Here is a 16,640-nt window from a genome sequence, read left to right as displayed (position 1 = left end):
GGGTCCATCATCGAAAGGTGCAAACTGGAACCGACCGGAGACGGGTCCCCGCCTTCGCGGGGACACGCGACAAAAAAGGCACGACTCTAACGCTTCCGTACGAACTCCGTTCGCAGCACCAGGCCCCTGATCCCTTCGTAGCGGCAGTCGATCTCGTCGGGATCGGCGGTCAGCCGGATCGACTTGATGACGGTGCCGACCTTCAACGTCTGGCCCGCGCCCTTCACCGGCAGATCCTTGATGAGGACGACCGAGTCGCCGTCGCTCAGTAGATTGCCGACCGCGTCCTTCGCTTGCGGAAGCGCATTGGCCGCCGCCGCCCGCTCGCGCGCTTCGCTGGCGGGCAGCCATTCGCCGCTCGCCTCGTCATAGACATAGTCTTCGTCATCGCTGCTCATCGGGGCGCTCTATCCGTCTATTCCGGTTTGCGAAAGCGCAGCGTGAACTGGTCTGTCTTGCCGCGAATGGCGGGGTCGAAGACATTGGCGGTGCGCGGGTCTTCGGGGCGCTTGTAAAGGTCGCTCTCGGCCTCGAGCAGAAAGCCGGCCTTGGTCAGCGCCGCGACGACCGCGGCCTTGTCGATGCGGTGCAGGCTGTCGGACAGCGTCGTGCCGCTGCCGTCCGCCGCGCTGTGATCGACCACCACCAGAGTGCCGCCGGGCTTGAGCGCGGCGAAGAGTGCGGCGCTGGCCTTGTCGCCGGTCCCTTCGGGGAAGGGCTTCAAATAGAGATCGTGAAAATTCTGCACCGTCACGATCGCGTCGAGCGGCACCGGGAAAGCCGGAGCGGCAAAGGCGCCGCCAACCGCATCGACATTGGCATAGGCCGCGGCGACCGCGGTCTGATCGTCGCCATATTGCTTGCGAAAGGCGATGAACTCGGCGGGCTGAAAAGCGTAGACATGTCCCGCGGTGCCCACGGCTCCCGGCAGGATGCGGGTCAGATAGCCGCCGCCCATCACATAATCGCCAACGCTCTGGCCCGGCTTGATGCCGGCGAAGGCGAGCAATTCGGCGGGCTTGCGGGCGGCGTCGCGCTCGCGGTCGGCGGCCGGGCGCGCCGGATCGGCAAGCGCTGCCGCATAATCGGCGGCGGGCGCGTCGGCGGCGATGGCCGGAATGGCGGCTGCGGCAAGAGCCGCGGCGGTGGCGACAAGGGTAAAGTGACGGATCATGGCATCGACTCCCGTTGGTTTGTCGCACGGCTATAGCCGTTCGCCGCACGCCGCGCGCGCTTATTTGCACTGTCCGAATTTGATGATAGGTTTCGCACTGAAACCAAATAACGGGAGAGCGAGATGTACGATCTGGTGATTCGCGGCGGCACCGTCGTCGATGGCACGGGCGGTTCGTCCATGGTGGCCGATGTGGCGGTAGAGGGCGATCGCATCGTCGCGGTCGGCACCGACCTCGGCGCCGGGCGCGAGGAAATCGACGCGCGCGGCAAGATCGTCACCCCCGGCTTCGTCGACGTTCACACCCATTATGACGGGCAGGCGACGTGGGATCAGGAAATGGCGCCGTCGAGCTGGCACGGCGTCACCACCGTCGTCATGGGCAATTGCGGCGTCGGCTTCGCGCCCGCGCGGCCCGACCGCCACGACTGGCTGATCGGCCTGATGGAAGGCGTCGAGGATATTCCCGGCACCGCGCTCGCCGAAGGGATGAGCTGGGAATGGGAAACCTTCCCTGAATATATGGATGCGCTCGAAAAACTGCCGCGCACCATCGATGTCGCGTGCCACGTTCCGCATGGCGCGGTTCGCGCCTATGTGCTGGGCGACCGCGAACAGCCGGGCGCGGTGCCGACGGCTGAGGACATCGCCGAAATGTCGCGCATCGTCGAAGAAGGGGTGCGCGCCGGCGCGCTCGGCTTTTCGACGAGCCGCACCGTCATCCACAAATCGGTCGACGGTGAAGTCGTCCCTGGCACGACCGCGACCGCCGAGGAACTGATCGAGATCGGCCGTGCGATGGGCCGCGTCGGTTATGGGGTGTTCGAAATGGCGAGCGACCTCAACCGCGAATGGAACGAGTTCGACTGGATGGGCAAGCTGAGCCGCGAAACCGGGCTGCCCGTGACCTTTGCCGCGCTCCAGTCGATCGCCAAGGAATTGCCGCTCGACGAACAGATCGAAACGATGCGCGCCGAAAATGCCAAGGGTGCCAATATCGTCGCGCAGATCGCGCTGCGCGGCAACGGCATCATCATGGCGTGGCGCGGCACCGTCCATCCCTTCCGCTTCCGCCCGTCGTGGCGCGCCATTGAGGGCCTGTCGTGGGACGAGCAAAAGGCAAAGCTGCTCGACCCCGCGTTCAAGGCGCAGCTCCTTTCCGAAGACAATGACTTCAGCGAAGCGCCGCAGGACATCATGGGGCTGTTGATGGTCGTCGCCGGCGGCTGGACCATGCAGTTCGAGATGGACGATGATTTCGACTATGAGCCCGGCGCCGATGCCAGCATCGCGGCGCGCGCCGCGGCGGCGGGCGTCGATCCGGCCGAATATGCCTATGATCTGCTGTGCCGCGACGATGCGACCGGTTTCGCCTATCTGCCGATCCTCAACTATGCCGACGGCAACCTCGACTTCCTCGAGGCGCTGCAGGACAGCGACGACACGGTGAACAGCCTGTCGGACGGCGGCGCGCATTGCGGCACGATCTGCGATGCCGCGTCGCCCACCTTCATGCTTCAGCATTGGGTGCGCGATCGCAAGCGCGGCGGACGCGTGGCGCTGGAACGGGCGATCAAGCGCCAGTGCCGCGACACGGCGCTGCTCTATGGGCTCGAAGATCGCGGGCTGGTCGCACCGGGCTATCTCGCCGACCTCAATGTCATCGACATGGATGCGATCAAGCTCGGCAAGCCGTGGCTCGCCTTCGACCTTCCGGCGGGCGGCAAGCGCCTGCTGCAAAAGGCCGACGGCTATGTTGCGACGGTCAAGTCGGGCGTCGTCACCTTCAGGGACGGCGAAGCGCAGGGCGCCTATCCGGGCGGCGTGATCCGCGGTCCGCAGCGCGTCGAGCTGGCGATGGCGGCGGAATGATGCGGGCGGTCCGGCTTCGCGCTCCCGCTTCGCTCGACAATCTGACGCTCACCGATCTCGCCGACCCCGGGCAACCTGGGCCGGGCGAGATCCGGGTGCGGCTGGCGGCGTCGTCGCTCAACTTCCACGACTATGCGGTGGTGGCGGGCATGATCCCCGCTGCCGACGGGCGCATCCCGATGTCTGACGGCGCCGGCGTGGTCGAAGCGGTGGGCGAGGGGGTGACGCAGTTCGCGGTGGGCGATCCGGTCGTCTCGATCTTCTTTCCCGACTGGATCGACGGCGCGCCGCCGACGAGCGCTTTCACGCGGGTGCCGGGTGACGGCATCGACGGCTATGCCCGCGATGTCGTCGTGACGCCCGACCACTGGTTTACACGCGTCCCGGCGGGCTATTCGGCCGCGGAGGCCGCGACGCTGACCTGCGCCGGGCTGACCGCCTGGCGCGCGCTGTTCGTCGATGATGCGATCCGGCCGGGTTCGACCGTGCTGGTGCAGGGATCGGGCGGCGTGTCGATCTTTGCGTTGCAATTCGCCAAGGCAGCAGGCGCGCGGGTGATCGCGACCAGCTCGTCCGACGACAAGCTTGCACGGCTCAAGGATCTCGGCGCCGACGAGCTGATCAATTACAAGGCGGTTCCCGCCTGGGGCGCAAAGGCGATGGAACTGACCGGCGGGCGCGGCGTCGATTGCGTCGTCGAGATCGGGGGTGCCGGTACGCTCGACCAGTCGATGATTGCAACGCGCGTCGGTGGCCATGTCGCGCTGATCGGCGTACTCGCGGGCTTTGCCGGGCCGGTGCAGACCGCGCTGCTGATGGCGAAGAATCTGCGCGTTCAGGGTTTGACCGTGGGGAGCCGCCAGCAGCAGCTCGACATGATCGCCGGGATCGAGGCAAATGCGATCCGGCCGGTGATCAGCGATCATTTCCCGCTCGAAGGCCTCGCCGATGCGTTCCGCCATCAGGCCGCGAACAAGCATTTCGGCAAGATCGTCGTCGACATCTGATACGAAAAGGACGGGCCTGTGGGGTTTGCCGAATATGATCGTTACGACGCGCTCGGCCTTGCCGACCTCGTCGCGAAGGGGGCGGTATCGCCGCTCGAGCTGGTCGATAGCGCGATCGAACGGATCGAGGCGCTCAACCCGCGCCTGAATGCGGTGATCTTCACCGATTTTGACGGCGCGCGGGCGCGCGCGAAGGCGCCACTGCCCGACGGACCGTTCCGGGGCGTTCCCTTTCTGCTCAAGGACATATTGGGCGATCTCGCCGGGTGGCCGACGCGCAACGGATCGCGCATCTCGCCGCCCGTTCCGATGCCCTTTACCGCGACGTTGGTGCAGCGTTTCCTGGCGGGCGGGCTGATCCCGATCGGCAAGACCAATGTGCCCGAATTCGGCGTCGTCGCGACGACCGAGAGCAAGCTGTACGGTCCCGCCTGCAACCCGTGGAACCCGGCGCATTCGACCGGCGGCTCGTCGGGCGGGTCGGGCGCAGCGGTGGCGAGCGGCATGGTGCCCGTCGCGCATGCCAACGACGGCGGCGGATCGATCCGCATCCCGGCCAGCTGCAACGGGCTGGTCGGGCTGAAGCCGACGCGCGGGCGCAATCCCTTGGGACCGATGCTCGGCGATGTGATGGGCGGCCTCGCCGCCGAACATATCGTCAGCCGCAGCGTGCGCGACACCGCGGCGATGCTCGACGTCACCGCAGGTGCCGAACCCGGCGATCCCTATGCGGCGCCGCCCGCTCCGCCAAGCTGGCGCCGGGCCGCCGAGGCGCCATGCCCCAAGCTGCGCATTGCATTCGCGCGCTCGGCGCCGGGTGGGCGGGCGCTCGATCCTCAGGCGGTCGCCGCGGTCGAACATGCGGCAAAACTGTGCGAGAGCCTGGGTCATCATGTCGAGGAGGCATCGCCCCCGGTGGACAATGATGCGATGGTTCCGGCCTTCATGGCGATATGGTCGAGCGGCGCGGCGATGCAGATCGACGGCATCGCGATGATGACAGGGCAGACGCCCGGTCCCGACAATCTGGAGGGGCTGACGCGCGGCCTGTACGCGATGGGCAAGGCGATCAGCGCGCCGCAACTGTGGGGCGCGATCTTCCAGCTGCAACAGATGGCGCGCGCGGTCGCGGCGTGGCACGCCGACCATGACATCTGGCTGACCCCGACGCTCGGCGCCCCGCCGCCGCGCAACGGCAGTTTCCCACTCGACAGCGAAGATGTGGTGGCCGGTTTCGGCGCGATGACCGACTATGTTCCCTTCACCGCGATCCAGAATGCGACGGGGCAGCCTGCGATCAACGTCCCTCTGTGGTGGACGCCCGAGGGGTTGCCGATGGGAACGCAGTTCGTCGGGCGCTTCGGCGAAGAGGCGCTGTTGCTCCAGCTCGCGGCGCAGCTCGAAGAAGCGCAACCCTGGTTCGACCGGCGCCCGGCGCTCTAGGGGCGACCGTCAGACGAGCGCGCGAACGGCGGCTTCGGCGTCGTCGGCGCCATTATAGGCGTGAAATGACAGCCGGACGGTGGTGCCGCGGAAGTCGGCGCTGATCGCATTCGCGGTGAGCGCCGCGGCGACACGCGGCTGGTCAGCGCCGGTGTCGATGCACAGCGTTCCGCCGATGTCGCCTTTGGGCCAGCGCCACTGCGGCGTCCGGGGTTCAAGCGCGGCGCGGAGGATCGTCTGGAGCGCGCGATTATGCGCGCGCACCCGCTCGACGCCGATTGCGGTGACGGCTTCGATACCCGCGGTCGACAGGACGAACGGTGCGACATCGGGGGTGCCGCCCCACCAGCGTCGCGCGTCGGGGGCATAGCGGAAGCTTTCGATGTCCATTTCGAACGGATTGTCGTGACTCCACCAGCCGCGCTCCATCGGGTCCAGCGTCGTGCGGTCGTGCGGCGCGACCCACAGCCACGCTGCACCCGGTCCGCCGCACAGCCATTTGACGCTGGTGCCGATCACCGCATCGACGCCCCATAGGGCGGGCGTGACGGGAACAACGCCGACCGATTGCGCGCAATCGGCGATGCAGCGCGCGCCCGCGGCGTGCGCGGCCGCGGCGACGGCGGCGATGTCGGTCAGCGCGCCGCTGTTCGAGCTGACGTGCATGGCAACCACCAGCGCGACATCGTCGTCCAGCGCCGATGCCCACTGCGCGGGATCGCGCACATCGGCGGCGGCAGGCAGATAGCGCGTCGTCCACCCCGCGGCGGCGAGCCCGCTTGCGACATAGCCGATCGTCGGAAAGGCGCTCGGCGCGAGCAGGATGGTGCGCCGGGTCGTCGCGGTGCCTAGCGCCGAGAGGTAGCGCGACAGCGCCGCGCTGACATTGGTGGCGGGGCACAGATCGCGTGCTTCGACACCGATCAGCTCCGCCAGCGCGGCGCGCCAGGCGTCGATCGCCTCCAGCCAGTGCGGCCAGGCCTCGCCCGTCTCGCGCCACGGGGTCAGCATCCGGTCGCGCAGCAGCGCCTCGGCGCTGCGCGGCTGGCATCCGACGCTGTGGCTTTTCAGATAGACGGCGCCGGGCGGCAGGAAAAAGTGCCCGGCAACCGCGGCCGGCAGCAGCGCGCCGCTCACAGGCCGCTGCCGTGTCCGGCCGGCGCATTGCCGCTGATACTGTCGCGCTTGACGCCATATTCGGCGCCCCAGCGGTCGGTCATTGCGGCGCGAATGTCCCACAGTTCGGGGAAGAATCGATGCCGCGCGCCGGCATTGAGCAGTTCGACCGGACGCCCTTTGAGCGATTTCGATCCCATGCCGATCGACCGGTGGATGAGATAGATGTGATGGGCGCGAAAGATCTGGAACAGCTCGTCGAATTCGATCAGCGCCTCGGCGACCATATAGGCCTCGTCGTGGCGGTAGCCGGTGTCGTATACGTCGGCGACGCTGCGCCCGGCGGGATCGAGATAGGCCGATTTGTAGCGCGCCCACAGCGGCTGCGGCAGGGTGAGCAGGAGCTGGAAGCCGGGGCTTTCCTGCCCCGACCCATTGCCGAGCTGAAGCCGGATCGCCTGATAGTCGAACGGACTCATCGTCTCCAGCAGCGCCAGCTGATCGGTCATCAGCCGCATGATCCGGTTGACCCGGTCGAAGAGCGACAGGACGCGCATCGTCTCGCCCGCCGCCATATGGCCGTCGATTTCGGCGAGGGTGAAGGCCATGAGCTTCATCCACAATTCCTCGACCTGATGGACGATCTGGAACTGCAATTCGTCGGGGGTGCAAAGCTCTGCGAGCGGCTTCTGGCAATCGAGCAGACGGTCGACCGCCAGATAGACGCCATAATCCTTCATGACCGGCGCTTCGATGCGCTGGTGAATATCCTGTTTGTCGAGGTGCATGGGAAATCCTTGCGATTGATGGAACCGAAAGGGCGCGCCGCTCGGGCGCGCCGACGGATCAATCGCGCGGAGCCACTCCCGCAGGCGGGCGCCGCGGCGATCCCGCCTGGCCGAGCCAGAGAAGGGCGACCGCGGGGGTCATCGCGCGGCGAGATCCGCTGGCAGGGTGGGTTCGCCGAGAAGCCCGAGGAAGCGGCGCCACATCATGTCGCGGGACGGCGCACCGCGTTCGACATAGTCGCGCACCATCGCTTCGCCGAGCCCGTAGTTGATGACGTAGCTGCGATATTTTTCGGTGAAATCGGTCATCTGCTCGGCGCGCGGTCGCGACACGAGCCCATATTTCTGCGTCAACGCCACCGCCGTCGGCCGGTCGATCGCGCCGTCGAGATATTGCTGCGCAATCGTCAGCCGGGCGCCCGACAGCGCTTTCATCGCGTCGAGAAGCTGCCAGTAGCGCTCGTCGGCGGGTGGTTCGATGCCTGCCAGCGGCATGATCGTGTCGCGCTCGACGGCGATGCGTTCGTCAGCCGGAAAAGCAAGGTCGATGCCGTAATTGGCGCTTCCTTCGGCCAGGAAGCTTTGCGGGCTGTAAAGCGGGTAGACGCTATATTCGATCCAGTTGCGGTCGCGGACCAGCTTTGCTTCGATTTGCAGATTGAACAGATGGTGGCCCGGATAGCCTTCGTGGCAGCCGAGATCGAGCGCGCGCGACAGGCGGATCGGCAGGTCGGTGTTGACCTGGATGATGCTGCGATAGCCGCCCATGTAGAAATTATAGCCGCTCCAGCTCTTTCCGGTGACGAACTGCAGGTCGAAATTCTCGTCTTCGGGCATCGCCACCTGCGCGGCGGTCCGCGCACGGCACTGGGCGATCGCGGCGTCGAAGGTCGGCTTCAGCCGGGCGGCGGGAATGGTGAAGCGGTCGAAATAGGCTTCGACGCGATCGGCCAATTCGCCGTCGCCGGGGACGAGCTGCGCGATGGTAGCCAGCGTGGCGTCATAGGCGGACAGCGGTTCGAGCGTCGGGCGCACGCCGAAAAGCCGTTCGGCCTCGTCGGCAAAGGCAAAGCGCTTGCCCTGCAACATTTCGCTGCGCGTCTCGGCGGCGAGCAGCATCGCCTTCAGCGCGCGCAAGCGCCGTTGGTCGCCGGCTGCGGTCAGGTGGGGCGCGACGTCGTCAAGCGATGCCGAGAGCTGGCGCGCAGCTTCGCCCAGCCTTGCAAGGCTGCGCGGATCTGTCACGGCCGCCGCCATCAGCGCCTTCGGTCCGTAATAGGCGTCGATATCGCTCTTGTTATGCGTGCCCAGTTCGAGAACGAGCCCGACATAATCATGCGCCACGCTGTCGAGCGTGTGGCGCGCGACCGCGGCCACGGCGGGATCGAACGCGGCGTCCGTTCCGGCGGGCGCCGGCATCGGCGGCGGCAGCACCGTTTGCGGCAGGATGGTGACGGCCATTGCCGGTTCCGCCGGCGCCTGCTTGGTTGGTGCGTCCTTTGCTGCGCGTTCAGCCGCCTTGCGCTGCGCCACGACCCGCCGCATTTCGGGGTCGAGCGCATAGCATCCCGACAGGGTCATGCCCGCAAGGACCGCAAGGGCCAGAAGAGCGCTGCGGCGGGGCATCAGCCAGCTGTGGCGGGCCGCACTTCGGAGGTGTCGCTGACGTCGCCGTCGCGGGCGATTTCCGCGTCCGAACTCGTCTCGATCCCCGAATGGTCGGGATGGAGCGGAGCGAAGCGCAGCACGGCAAAACCGGTCAGCGCGGCGACGAGCGATCCCATCAGGATACCGATCTTGGCCTCCTCGATCAGCAGGGCGTTGCCCGGGAAGGCAAGGCCGCCGATGAACAGGCTCATCGTGAAGCCGATCCCGCACAGCACCGACACGCCATAGATTTGCAGCCAGGTCGCACCGCGCAGCTTGCCCGCGATCCCCAGCTTTACGGCCAGCCAGACGCTGCCGAAAATGCCGACCTGCTTGCCGAAGAACAGCCCGGCCGCGATGCCGAGCGGCAGCGGCGCGAAAATCTGATCGAGCCCCAGTCCGCGCACGTCGACACCGGCATTGGCGAAGCCGAACAGCGGCACGATCGCAAAGGCGACCCACGGGTGCAGACCATGTTCCAGGCGGTGGAGCGGCGAGGTTTCGCTGTCCGGCGCGCCCGGCGTGCGTTCGAAGGGGATCGCCATCGCCGCGAGGACGCCGGCGATCGTCGCATGCACGCCCGAGAGCAGCATTGCGTACCAGAGCAGCGCAAAGAGCAGCAGATAGACCGCGAGATGCTTCACCCCGGCGCGGTTGACCGCGAACATCACGCCGAGCAGCAGCGCCGCAGCGCCGAGCGCCAGCATGTTGATTTCGGCCGTATAGAAAAGCGCGATGATCGCGACCGCACCCATGTCGTCGACGATCGCGACGGTCACCAGAAACAGCTTGAGCGACGTCGGCGCGCGCTTGCCGAGCAGCGCGAGCACGCCGATCGCAAAGGCGATGTCGGTCGCAGCGGGGATCGCCCAGCCTTGCGCAAGACCCGCCGTGCCCCCCGCGAGCAGTATGTAGATCACCGCGGGAACCGCCATGCCCGCTGCAGCGGCGATCATCGGCAGCCGCCGCCGATCCCAGCTCGCAAGGCGTCCGTCAACGAACTCACGCTTGATCTCGAGCCCGACGAGCAGGAAGAAAATCGCCATCAGGCCATCATTCACCCACAGGTGAACGGTCATCGGACCCAGCTTGTCGGTCAGCGTCGGCCCCGTCACCGCATGGATTGCGTGGTGATAATCGGTGGCCAGTGCCGAATTGGCGATAATCATTGCCAAAGCGGCCGCGAAAATCAGCAACATCCCGCCGGCGCTCTCGCTTTCAAGAAAGTCGCGGAGAGCCGAGCGTGGCGACGAACTGCGGGTCACGAAATTACACCTCTTTTTGTCTGGGGGCCATTTGGTGGACGTCGTAGCGCGCTCGAACGGCTGCGTCACGCTTTACAAACCGATTCCGCCGATTAGGCATTGCGATATGTGACGCCAAGACGTCAGAGACAGGGGCAGAGCAGGGCAGGCGGGTGGAAGGGTCGACCGCATGGCTGGGCTGGCTGGTACAGGGTGCCGGTCATGAACTGATGCTGTTCGCATCGGTGGGCATCCTTTTGTTCGGGCTCGACGATCTCTTGTTCGATGCGCTCTGGTTCGGGGCTGGCCGGGCGCGGCGCGACGCTGTTCGCGGGCGCGATCCGGTTTCGGGAACGGTTGCGGTCTTCGTGCCGGCGTGGCGCGAGGCGGCGGTGTTGCCCGCGACCCTCACCCACATGCTGCGAAGCTGGGATGGCGAGGATGTCCGGCTCTACGTCGGCTGCTACCCCAATGATGCCGCGACGCTGATGGCGGTCGCCCCGCTGGTGGCGCGCGACCGGCGGGTGCGGCTGGTGATCGGGCCGGCGGCCGGGCCAACGACAAAAGGCGATAATCTCAACCGGATGTGGCACGCGCTGGGCGAGGATGAGCGCGCCGAGGGGCGGCGTTTTGCCGCAGTCGTGCTCCACGATGCCGAAGATCGGGTGCATCCGGCCGAAATCGCGCTCTATCGCGTGCATCTCGCGCAGGATGCGATGGTGCAGATCCCCGTCGTGCCGCATTACGAACCCGGTCAACGCTGGATCGGCGGACATTATGCCGACGAGTTTGCGGAGGCGCATGGCAAGGAGTTGGCGCTGCGCTCGCGCCTTCGCCTGCCGCTGCCGTCGGCGGGCGTCGGAACCGCGTTGACGCGCAATGCGCTGTCGCTGCTGGCGATTGAGCGCGGGGGCGACCCGTTCCGCGCCGACAGTCTGGCGGAGGATTATGAGGTCGGGATGCTGCTTGATGCCTTCGGCCTGTCGGCGCGCTTCGTCGATGCGGTCGACGGCGACGGGACACGGATCGTCTCGCGCGGCGAATTTCCGGCACGGGTCGAGGCGGCGGCGCGGCAGAAGGCGCGGTGGGTCGTCGGCATCGCGCTCGCGGGATGGGATCATGTCGCCTGGCCAGCCGCGCGCCCCGACGATGGCCCACGCGGCGCATCGCGCGCCTGGGCCGCGCGCTGGATGCTCTGGCGCGACCGGCGCGCGCCGCTTGCGGCGATCGTCATTCTGGCGGCCTATATCGGGATGATCCTGGCGGGGCTGGCCATGGCGGGAGAGGCGCTGTTCGGCTGGTCCGCGGTCGACATCGGCGACACGCTGCGCTGGCTGCTCGCGTTCAATGCCGTCCTGTTGCTGTGGCGGCTTTCGATGCGCTTTCTTTTCACCGCGCGCTGCTATGGGCTTCGCGCCGGTTTCGCGGCGGTGCCGCGCGCCTTTGTCGCCAATCTGATCGCGGTCCTTGCGGCGCGGCGCGCGATCGCATGCTATTGGACGATGCAGCGTTCGGGGCGGGTGGTCTGGGACAAGACCGATCACCCCGCCGTCGAGGCTCCGCGTCCCTTGCTTCTTTCCGAAGCATGGTTGCGGTGAATCGCACGGCCTATAGCGGTCCGGCGTCCGGCGGCGCCCCGGCGCTGCGGTTTCTGGCATTCTGCATCGGTGGTTGGATCGCCTTGCGCGCGCTGATGCTGTGGAGCGCCGCGACTCCCGCGCCGCCGATACCGGTCGCGCCGCCCTGGTTTCCGACGGTTCTGTCCGGCGCGCCTGACCAGGGTGCGATCGCGGCTGCGTCGGCGCCGGTCGTGCAGCGGATCGCCCATGGCGCTTCGCCGCGGCGACCGCGACATGCCGCAACCCCGGCGGCGCCCGACCTCGGCGCCGATTTGCCGCAGCTGAGCCTCGCCTTGATGGCCCGCCTCTTCCCCGCGGCCCCGCCGCGCGCCGCCGCCGCAGAACCGCGAACGTGGAATCTCGCGACCGCGCCCGCGCGCGCAGCGCCTGGTCGCGGCGGCGCCTTCTGGATGCAGCGGCAATTATCGGGGCTGTCGGCATCGGCATGGGTCTATTTGCGGGACGGCGACGGGCGGTCGCTGGCGGGCGACGGGCAATTGGGCGGTTCGCAGGCGGGCTTCCGCGTCGCGCACGCGCTCGCCGGCGACGGAGCGCTGCGCGTCTATGGGCGGGCGACCGCGGCCTTGCGTCGTCCCGAACAGAGCGAACTGGCGCTCGGACTGGCATTTGCTCCGGCACCCGGCCTGCCCGTCGATGTTGCGGTCGAGCGCCGCATTGCGATCGGCCATGAGGGGCGCAGCGCCTTTGCCGCGATGGTCGTCGGCGGCGTGAGCGCGCTGCCGCTGCCGCATGACTTCCGGCTCGACGCCTATGGCGAGGCAGGGGTTGTCGGGCTGCGCCGGCGCGACGTCTTTGCCGACGGTGCGATTTCGATCGATCGCGAGATAGCGGCGGCGGGTCCGACCCGCGTCAGCGTGGGCGGGATGGCGGCAGGCGCCATACAGCCCGGTGTCGCACGCGTCGATGTCGGGCCACGGCTGACGCTCCGCTTGCCCGATGTCGGCCAGGGCAGCAGCATCGCGCTCGACTGGCGACAGCGCGTCGCTGGCGGTGCCCGGCCCGAAAGCGGCCTCGCGCTGACGCTGGCGAGCGACTTTTGACAACCCCCCGGCGCGCGGTGGCACGGCCGATTTCATGCGCCGGGACAGCGCGTTCTTGGGACGGCTTCTGCCCGCAACACAGGCGGCGCGCGGGATTTGCCTTTTGCGCGCTTATCCCGCTCGTCAGGTGGTTCCACCTGCGCTGAAAAGGCTCTAGGGTCGGCGGAATCGGTGCTGGTTTTGCGCCGCTGACGTGCATACGGGGCTCATGGATCTTTACCTTCCTGTCGCCAATCTGTCGGTCAACGCGCTGGTCATCGTGCTGTTGGGCGGCGGGGTCGGCTTTCTGTCGGGCATGTTCGGCGTCGGCGGCGGCTTTCTGACGACGCCGCTGCTGATCTTTTACGGTATCCCGCCGACGGTCGCCGCGGCGTCGGCCGCGACGCAGGTGACGGGGGCCAGTGTATCGGGCGCGCTCGCGCATTTCGAGCGCGGCGGCGTCGATTTGCGCATGGGCGCTGTGCTGATCGCCGGCGGGTTGCTCGGATCGTTGATCGGCGCCGGATTGTTCGAACTGCTCACCGCATGGGGGCAGATCGATACGACGATCAACATCCTTTACGTCGTGCTGCTGGGATCGGTCGGCGGGTTGATGGCGCGCGAAGCATGGGGTGCGCTGCGCGCGCTGCAGGCCGGGCTTCCGGCGCCGGCGCGCAAGCGGCGCCACCATCCGATGGTCGCGAACCTGCCGATGCGCTGGCGCTTCTATCGTTCGGGCCTCTATATTTCGCCGCTCGCGCCGCTGATCCTCGGGGCGCTCGTCGGCATATTGACGATGCTGCTCGGCGTCGGCGGCGGTTTCATCATGGTCCCGGCGATGATCTTCCTGCTCGGCATGGGAGCGCAGGTGGTCGTCGGCACCTCGCTGTTCCAGATCCTGTTCGTCACCATCGCGACGACGATGGTCCATGCGATGACGACGGGCGCGGTCGATATTGTCCTTGCCGGCCTGCTACTGCTCGGCAGCGTGACGGGCGCGCAGATCGGCGCGCGTTTCGCGCAAAAGGTCCGCCCTGAATATTTGCGCATGGCGCTGGCGATCATCGTGCTGCTCGTCGCACTGCGCATGGCGGTCGGCCTCTTCATCCGTCCCGACGAAATCTACACCGTCCAGTGACGCGGATCGGCGCCTCGATCGCAGCGCTGCTGCTGCTGTTGCTGCCCGCCGCGGCGCAGGCGGTCGACCCGCGTCTGGTGCCCGACGTGTCGAGCCGCTCGATCGAAATCCAGTACAGCTTCACCGGCGAGGAATTGCTGCTGTTCGGCGCGATCCTCTATCCCGGTCAGCGCCTGCCCGACGATCGCGCCGACATCGTGGTCGTTCTGAAGGGTCCGGTGCGGCCGGTGGTGCTGCGCGAAAAGCAGCGCATCGCTGGCATGTGGGTCAACGCCAGCAGCATCCGGCTGCGCACCTCGCCCGGTTTCTACGCGATCGGGTCGTCGCGCCCGGTCGACAAGCTGGTCGACGAACGCACCGCGGCGATCTTCGAGCTTGGCCTTAAAAATCTGTCGATGTCCCCGACCGGCTTTTCGGAGGCGAAGAAGCTCGAGCGGTTCGAGGCGGGGCTGGTCGATCTCTATCGCCGCATGGGGCTGTTCTACGAAAACCCTTCGGCGGTCGAGATTACCGAAGGCGTGTTGTATCGGGCGCGAATCCCCGTGCCGGCGCGCGTTCCCGTGGGCACCTACCGCGCCGAAACCTATCTGATCAGCAAGGGACGCGTGCTGGCCGTCGCCTCGCGCGACGTTCAGATCCGCAAGGCGGGCTTCGAACGTTTCGTCGCGCTCGCGGCGCAGCGGCACGGGTTCCTCTACGGCCTTGCCGCGGTCGCGCTGTCGCTGCTGCTCGGCTATGCCGCATCGGCGCTTTTCCGCCGCCGCTGATCTATCATAAGCGCTTTGTTTACCCTCGCCTGCGATAGTCGCCGCGGGACAAACATATGGCGGGGCTGAATATGGATATGCATGGGGGCGGTTTTGGTACCGGCGACGCGACGGCTGCGCAGCATGTCAGGCTGGCGGGCGGCGGAACGGCGGCGCCGATTGCGCCGGTGCAGGCGCACCACCGCGACGACCTTCTGATCGGCGAAGTGATCGACATTGCCGGCTCGGCCTCGCGCATCCTGCTCGATGCTTCGGCGTTGCAGGGCTTGTCGACATCGAACGACCCGTCGGTCGCGATGGCGGGCCAGGTGGGTGCGCAGGTCAAGGTGCGCGTCGGCAATGTCTGGCTGCTCGCCAGCGTGCGCGACCAGCAGCTTTACGAGCGCGGCGAGGGACTGATCGTCGCGGCGATTGACTTCCTCGGCGAAGGCGAAGAAGAAAAGCTGACCGGCCGCATCCACAATTTCCGCCGCGGCGTGACGCGCTATCCGATTCCGGGTAGCCAAGTCTATGCTGCGACCAGCGCCGACCTCAAGCAGATCTACGCCGCCGACGAGCGGGCGCATGTCGAGATCGGGACCGTCTATCCGACGCGCGACATTCGCGGTTCGCTGTATGTCGACGCGATGCTCGGCAAGCATTTCGCGCTGCTCGGATCGACCGGTACGGGTAAATCGACGAGCGCCGCGCTGATCCTGCACAAGATCTGCGAACTGGCACCGCAAGGCCATATCGTGATGATCGACCCGCACGGCGAATATTCGGCGGCGTTCAAGGGCACCGGCGCGTTGTTCGACGTCGACAATCTCGCGATGCCCTATTGGCTGATGAATTTCGAGGAACATTGCGAGGTTTTCGTCACCAGCGAAGGGCGCGACCGCCAGGGCGATTGCGACGTGCTCGCCAAATGTCTGCTCCAGGCGCGGCTCAAGAACCGGCTGGCCGAGGGGATGACGAAGATCACGGTCGATTCGCCGATCCCCTATCTGTTGTCGGATCTGCTCAACATCCTGCAGAACGAGATGGGCAAGCTCGACAAGGCGACCTCGTCGGCGCCCTTCATGCGCATCAAGGGCAAGATCGAGGAAATGCGCGCCGACCCGCGCTATAATTTCATGTTCTCCGGTATGCTCGTCGCCGACACGATGGCAAACTTCCTTGGCAAGATTTTCCGCCTGCCGTCGGACGGCCGGCCGATCTCGATCATCGACGTGTCGGGGGTGCCGTCGGACATCACGGGCGTGGTCGTCGCGGTGCTGTCGCGCCTGACCTTCGACTATGCAATCTGGTCGCGCGGCGAGCCGCAGCGTCCGATCCTGCTCGTCTGCGAAGAAGCCCACCGCTACATCCCGTCGAAGGATAGCGGACAGGGGCAGGCGGTGCGCAAGATCCTCGAACGTATCGCCAAGGAAGGCCGTAAATACGGCGTGTCGCTGGGCCTCATCACGCAGCGCCCGTCCGACCTTGCCGAAGGCGTGCTGTCGCAGTGCGGCACGATCATCTCGATGCGCCTCAACAACGAACGCGACCAGCATTTCGTCAAGGCGGCGATGCCCGAAGGCGCGCGCGGTTTCATCGATTCGATCCCGGCGCTGCGCAACCGCGAATGCATCATCTGCGGCGAGGGCGTGTCGATCCCGATTCGCGTCCACCTCGACACGCTCGAGGAAGACAAGCGCCCCGCGTCGAGCGATCCGCTCTTCTCGCAGCTTTGGCGCGAAACCGGCGGCGAGCCCGAAATATTGGAGCGTGTCGTCAAGCGCTGGCGCAGCCAGGGCAGGTAAG

At 66.9% G+C, this 16,640-nt stretch carries 14 protein-coding genes; 8 read left to right on the top strand and 6 right to left on the bottom strand.

Annotated features, from left to right (window positions below):
• Positions 1-86: 86 nt before the first annotated feature.
• Positions 87-398: an alkylphosphonate utilization protein gene (locus STE01S_RS01290; RefSeq protein WP_062764155.1), complete on the bottom strand. Its 312-nt coding sequence runs from the start codon at positions 396-398 to the stop codon at positions 87-89.
• Between the two features lie 17 nt (positions 399-415).
• Complete coding sequence (locus STE01S_RS01285) at positions 416-1,174, bottom strand: class I SAM-dependent methyltransferase (RefSeq protein ID WP_062764153.1); 759 nt, start codon at positions 1,172-1,174, stop codon at positions 416-418.
• Positions 1,175-1,297: 123 nt separating this feature from the next.
• On the opposite strand from STE01S_RS01285, the gene STE01S_RS01280 reads away from it, so the two are divergent.
• From STE01S_RS01280 to STE01S_RS01270, 3 genes are read left to right on the top strand one after another with little or no spacing between them, the layout of a single operon-like run.
• Complete coding sequence (locus STE01S_RS01280; RefSeq protein WP_062764151.1) at positions 1,298-3,046, top strand: N-acyl-D-amino-acid deacylase family protein; 1,749 nt, start codon at positions 1,298-1,300, stop codon at positions 3,044-3,046.
• On the top strand, positions 3,046-4,053 hold the full coding sequence (locus tag STE01S_RS01275) for a zinc-dependent alcohol dehydrogenase family protein (RefSeq protein ID WP_003042763.1): 1,008 nt from the start codon (positions 3,046-3,048) through the stop codon (positions 4,051-4,053). The genes STE01S_RS01280 and STE01S_RS01275 overlap by 1 nt, the downstream gene beginning before the upstream one ends.
• Positions 4,054-4,071: 18 nt before the next feature.
• Positions 4,072-5,496, top strand: coding sequence for an amidase (locus STE01S_RS01270; RefSeq protein ID WP_062764149.1), 1,425 nt, complete (start codon positions 4,072-4,074; stop codon positions 5,494-5,496).
• 9 nt (positions 5,497-5,505) lie between these two features.
• Here STE01S_RS01270 and STE01S_RS01265 read toward each other — a convergent pair whose 3' ends face one another.
• From STE01S_RS01265 to nhaA, 4 genes are all read right to left on the bottom strand, one after another.
• Positions 5,506-6,633 (bottom strand): aminotransferase class V-fold PLP-dependent enzyme, encoded by a 1,128-nt coding sequence (locus STE01S_RS01265; RefSeq protein WP_062764147.1) that lies wholly within the window; start codon positions 6,631-6,633, stop codon positions 5,506-5,508.
• The gene (locus tag STE01S_RS01260; RefSeq protein ID WP_062764145.1) at positions 6,630-7,400 is read right to left on the bottom strand and encodes a tryptophan 2,3-dioxygenase family protein; all 771 of its coding nucleotides are present in this window, start codon (positions 7,398-7,400) and stop codon (positions 6,630-6,632) included. Before STE01S_RS01260 ends, STE01S_RS01265 begins: the two co-directional genes overlap by 4 nt.
• 138 nt (positions 7,401-7,538) lie before the next feature.
• Entirely contained in the window at positions 7,539-8,981 is a 1,443-nt protein-coding gene (locus STE01S_RS01255; protein ID WP_255265847.1) for a hypothetical protein, read from the bottom strand.
• Positions 8,982-9,025: 44 nt separating this feature from the next.
• Positions 9,026-10,312 carry a Na+/H+ antiporter NhaA gene (gene nhaA, locus STE01S_RS01250; protein WP_082657277.1) on the bottom strand — a complete coding sequence of 429 codons (1,287 nt, stop codon included), beginning with the start codon at positions 10,310-10,312 and terminating at the stop codon, positions 9,026-9,028.
• 152 nt (positions 10,313-10,464) lie between these two features.
• On the opposite strand from nhaA, the gene STE01S_RS01245 reads away from it, so the two are divergent.
• From STE01S_RS01245 to STE01S_RS01225, 5 genes are all read left to right on the top strand, one after another.
• Positions 10,465-11,889: a glycosyl transferase family protein gene (locus STE01S_RS01245; protein WP_062764143.1), complete on the top strand. Its 1,425-nt coding sequence runs from the start codon at positions 10,465-10,467 to the stop codon at positions 11,887-11,889.
• On the top strand, positions 11,877-12,971 hold the full coding sequence (locus STE01S_RS01240) for a hypothetical protein (RefSeq protein ID WP_062764141.1): 1,095 nt from the start codon (positions 11,877-11,879) through the stop codon (positions 12,969-12,971). Before STE01S_RS01245 ends, STE01S_RS01240 begins: the two co-directional genes overlap by 13 nt.
• Before the next feature lie 208 nt (positions 12,972-13,179).
• Entirely contained in the window at positions 13,180-14,088 is a 909-nt protein-coding gene (locus STE01S_RS01235; protein ID WP_003042748.1) for a sulfite exporter TauE/SafE family protein, read from the top strand.
• Complete coding sequence (locus tag STE01S_RS01230; RefSeq protein WP_003042747.1) at positions 14,085-14,855, top strand: TIGR02186 family protein; 771 nt, start codon at positions 14,085-14,087, stop codon at positions 14,853-14,855. The genes STE01S_RS01235 and STE01S_RS01230 overlap by 4 nt, the downstream gene beginning before the upstream one ends.
• 71 nt (positions 14,856-14,926) lie before the next feature.
• Positions 14,927-16,639 (top strand): ATP-binding protein, encoded by a 1,713-nt coding sequence (locus STE01S_RS01225; protein ID WP_003042744.1) that lies wholly within the window; start codon positions 14,927-14,929, stop codon positions 16,637-16,639.
• Position 16,640: the final 1 nt, after the last annotated feature.

Origin of the sequence: Sphingopyxis terrae subsp. terrae NBRC 15098, assembly GCF_001598815.1 — a bacterium.
Taxonomy (GTDB): domain Bacteria; phylum Pseudomonadota; class Alphaproteobacteria; order Sphingomonadales; family Sphingomonadaceae; genus Sphingopyxis; species Sphingopyxis terrae.
This window is presented reverse-complemented; position numbering and strand designations above follow the sequence as displayed.

Bases quoted from the DNA above. Each gene is read 5' to 3' on its own strand.
- STE01S_RS01290 (WP_062764155.1), bottom strand. From the start codon at position 398: ATGAGCAGCGATGACGAAGACTATGTCTATGACGAGGCGAGCGGCGAA.
- STE01S_RS01285 (WP_062764153.1), bottom strand. From the start codon at position 1,174: ATGATCCGTCACTTTACCCTTGTCGCCACCGCCGCGGCTCTTGCCGCA.
- STE01S_RS01280 (WP_062764151.1), top strand. From the start codon at position 1,298: ATGTACGATCTGGTGATTCGCGGCGGCACCGTCGTCGATGGCACGGGC.
- STE01S_RS01275 (WP_003042763.1), top strand. From the start codon at position 3,046: ATGCGGGCGGTCCGGCTTCGCGCTCCCGCTTCGCTCGACAATCTGACG.
- STE01S_RS01260 (WP_062764145.1), bottom strand. From the start codon at position 7,400: ATGCACCTCGACAAACAGGATATTCACCAGCGCATCGAAGCGCCGGTC.
- STE01S_RS01255 (WP_255265847.1), bottom strand. From the start codon at position 8,981: ATGACCCTGTCGGGATGCTATGCGCTCGACCCCGAAATGCGGCGGGTC.
- STE01S_RS01240 (WP_062764141.1), top strand. From the start codon at position 11,877: ATGGTTGCGGTGAATCGCACGGCCTATAGCGGTCCGGCGTCCGGCGGC.
- STE01S_RS01235 (WP_003042748.1), top strand. From the start codon at position 13,180: ATGGATCTTTACCTTCCTGTCGCCAATCTGTCGGTCAACGCGCTGGTC.
- STE01S_RS01225 (WP_003042744.1), top strand. From the start codon at position 14,927: ATGGATATGCATGGGGGCGGTTTTGGTACCGGCGACGCGACGGCTGCG.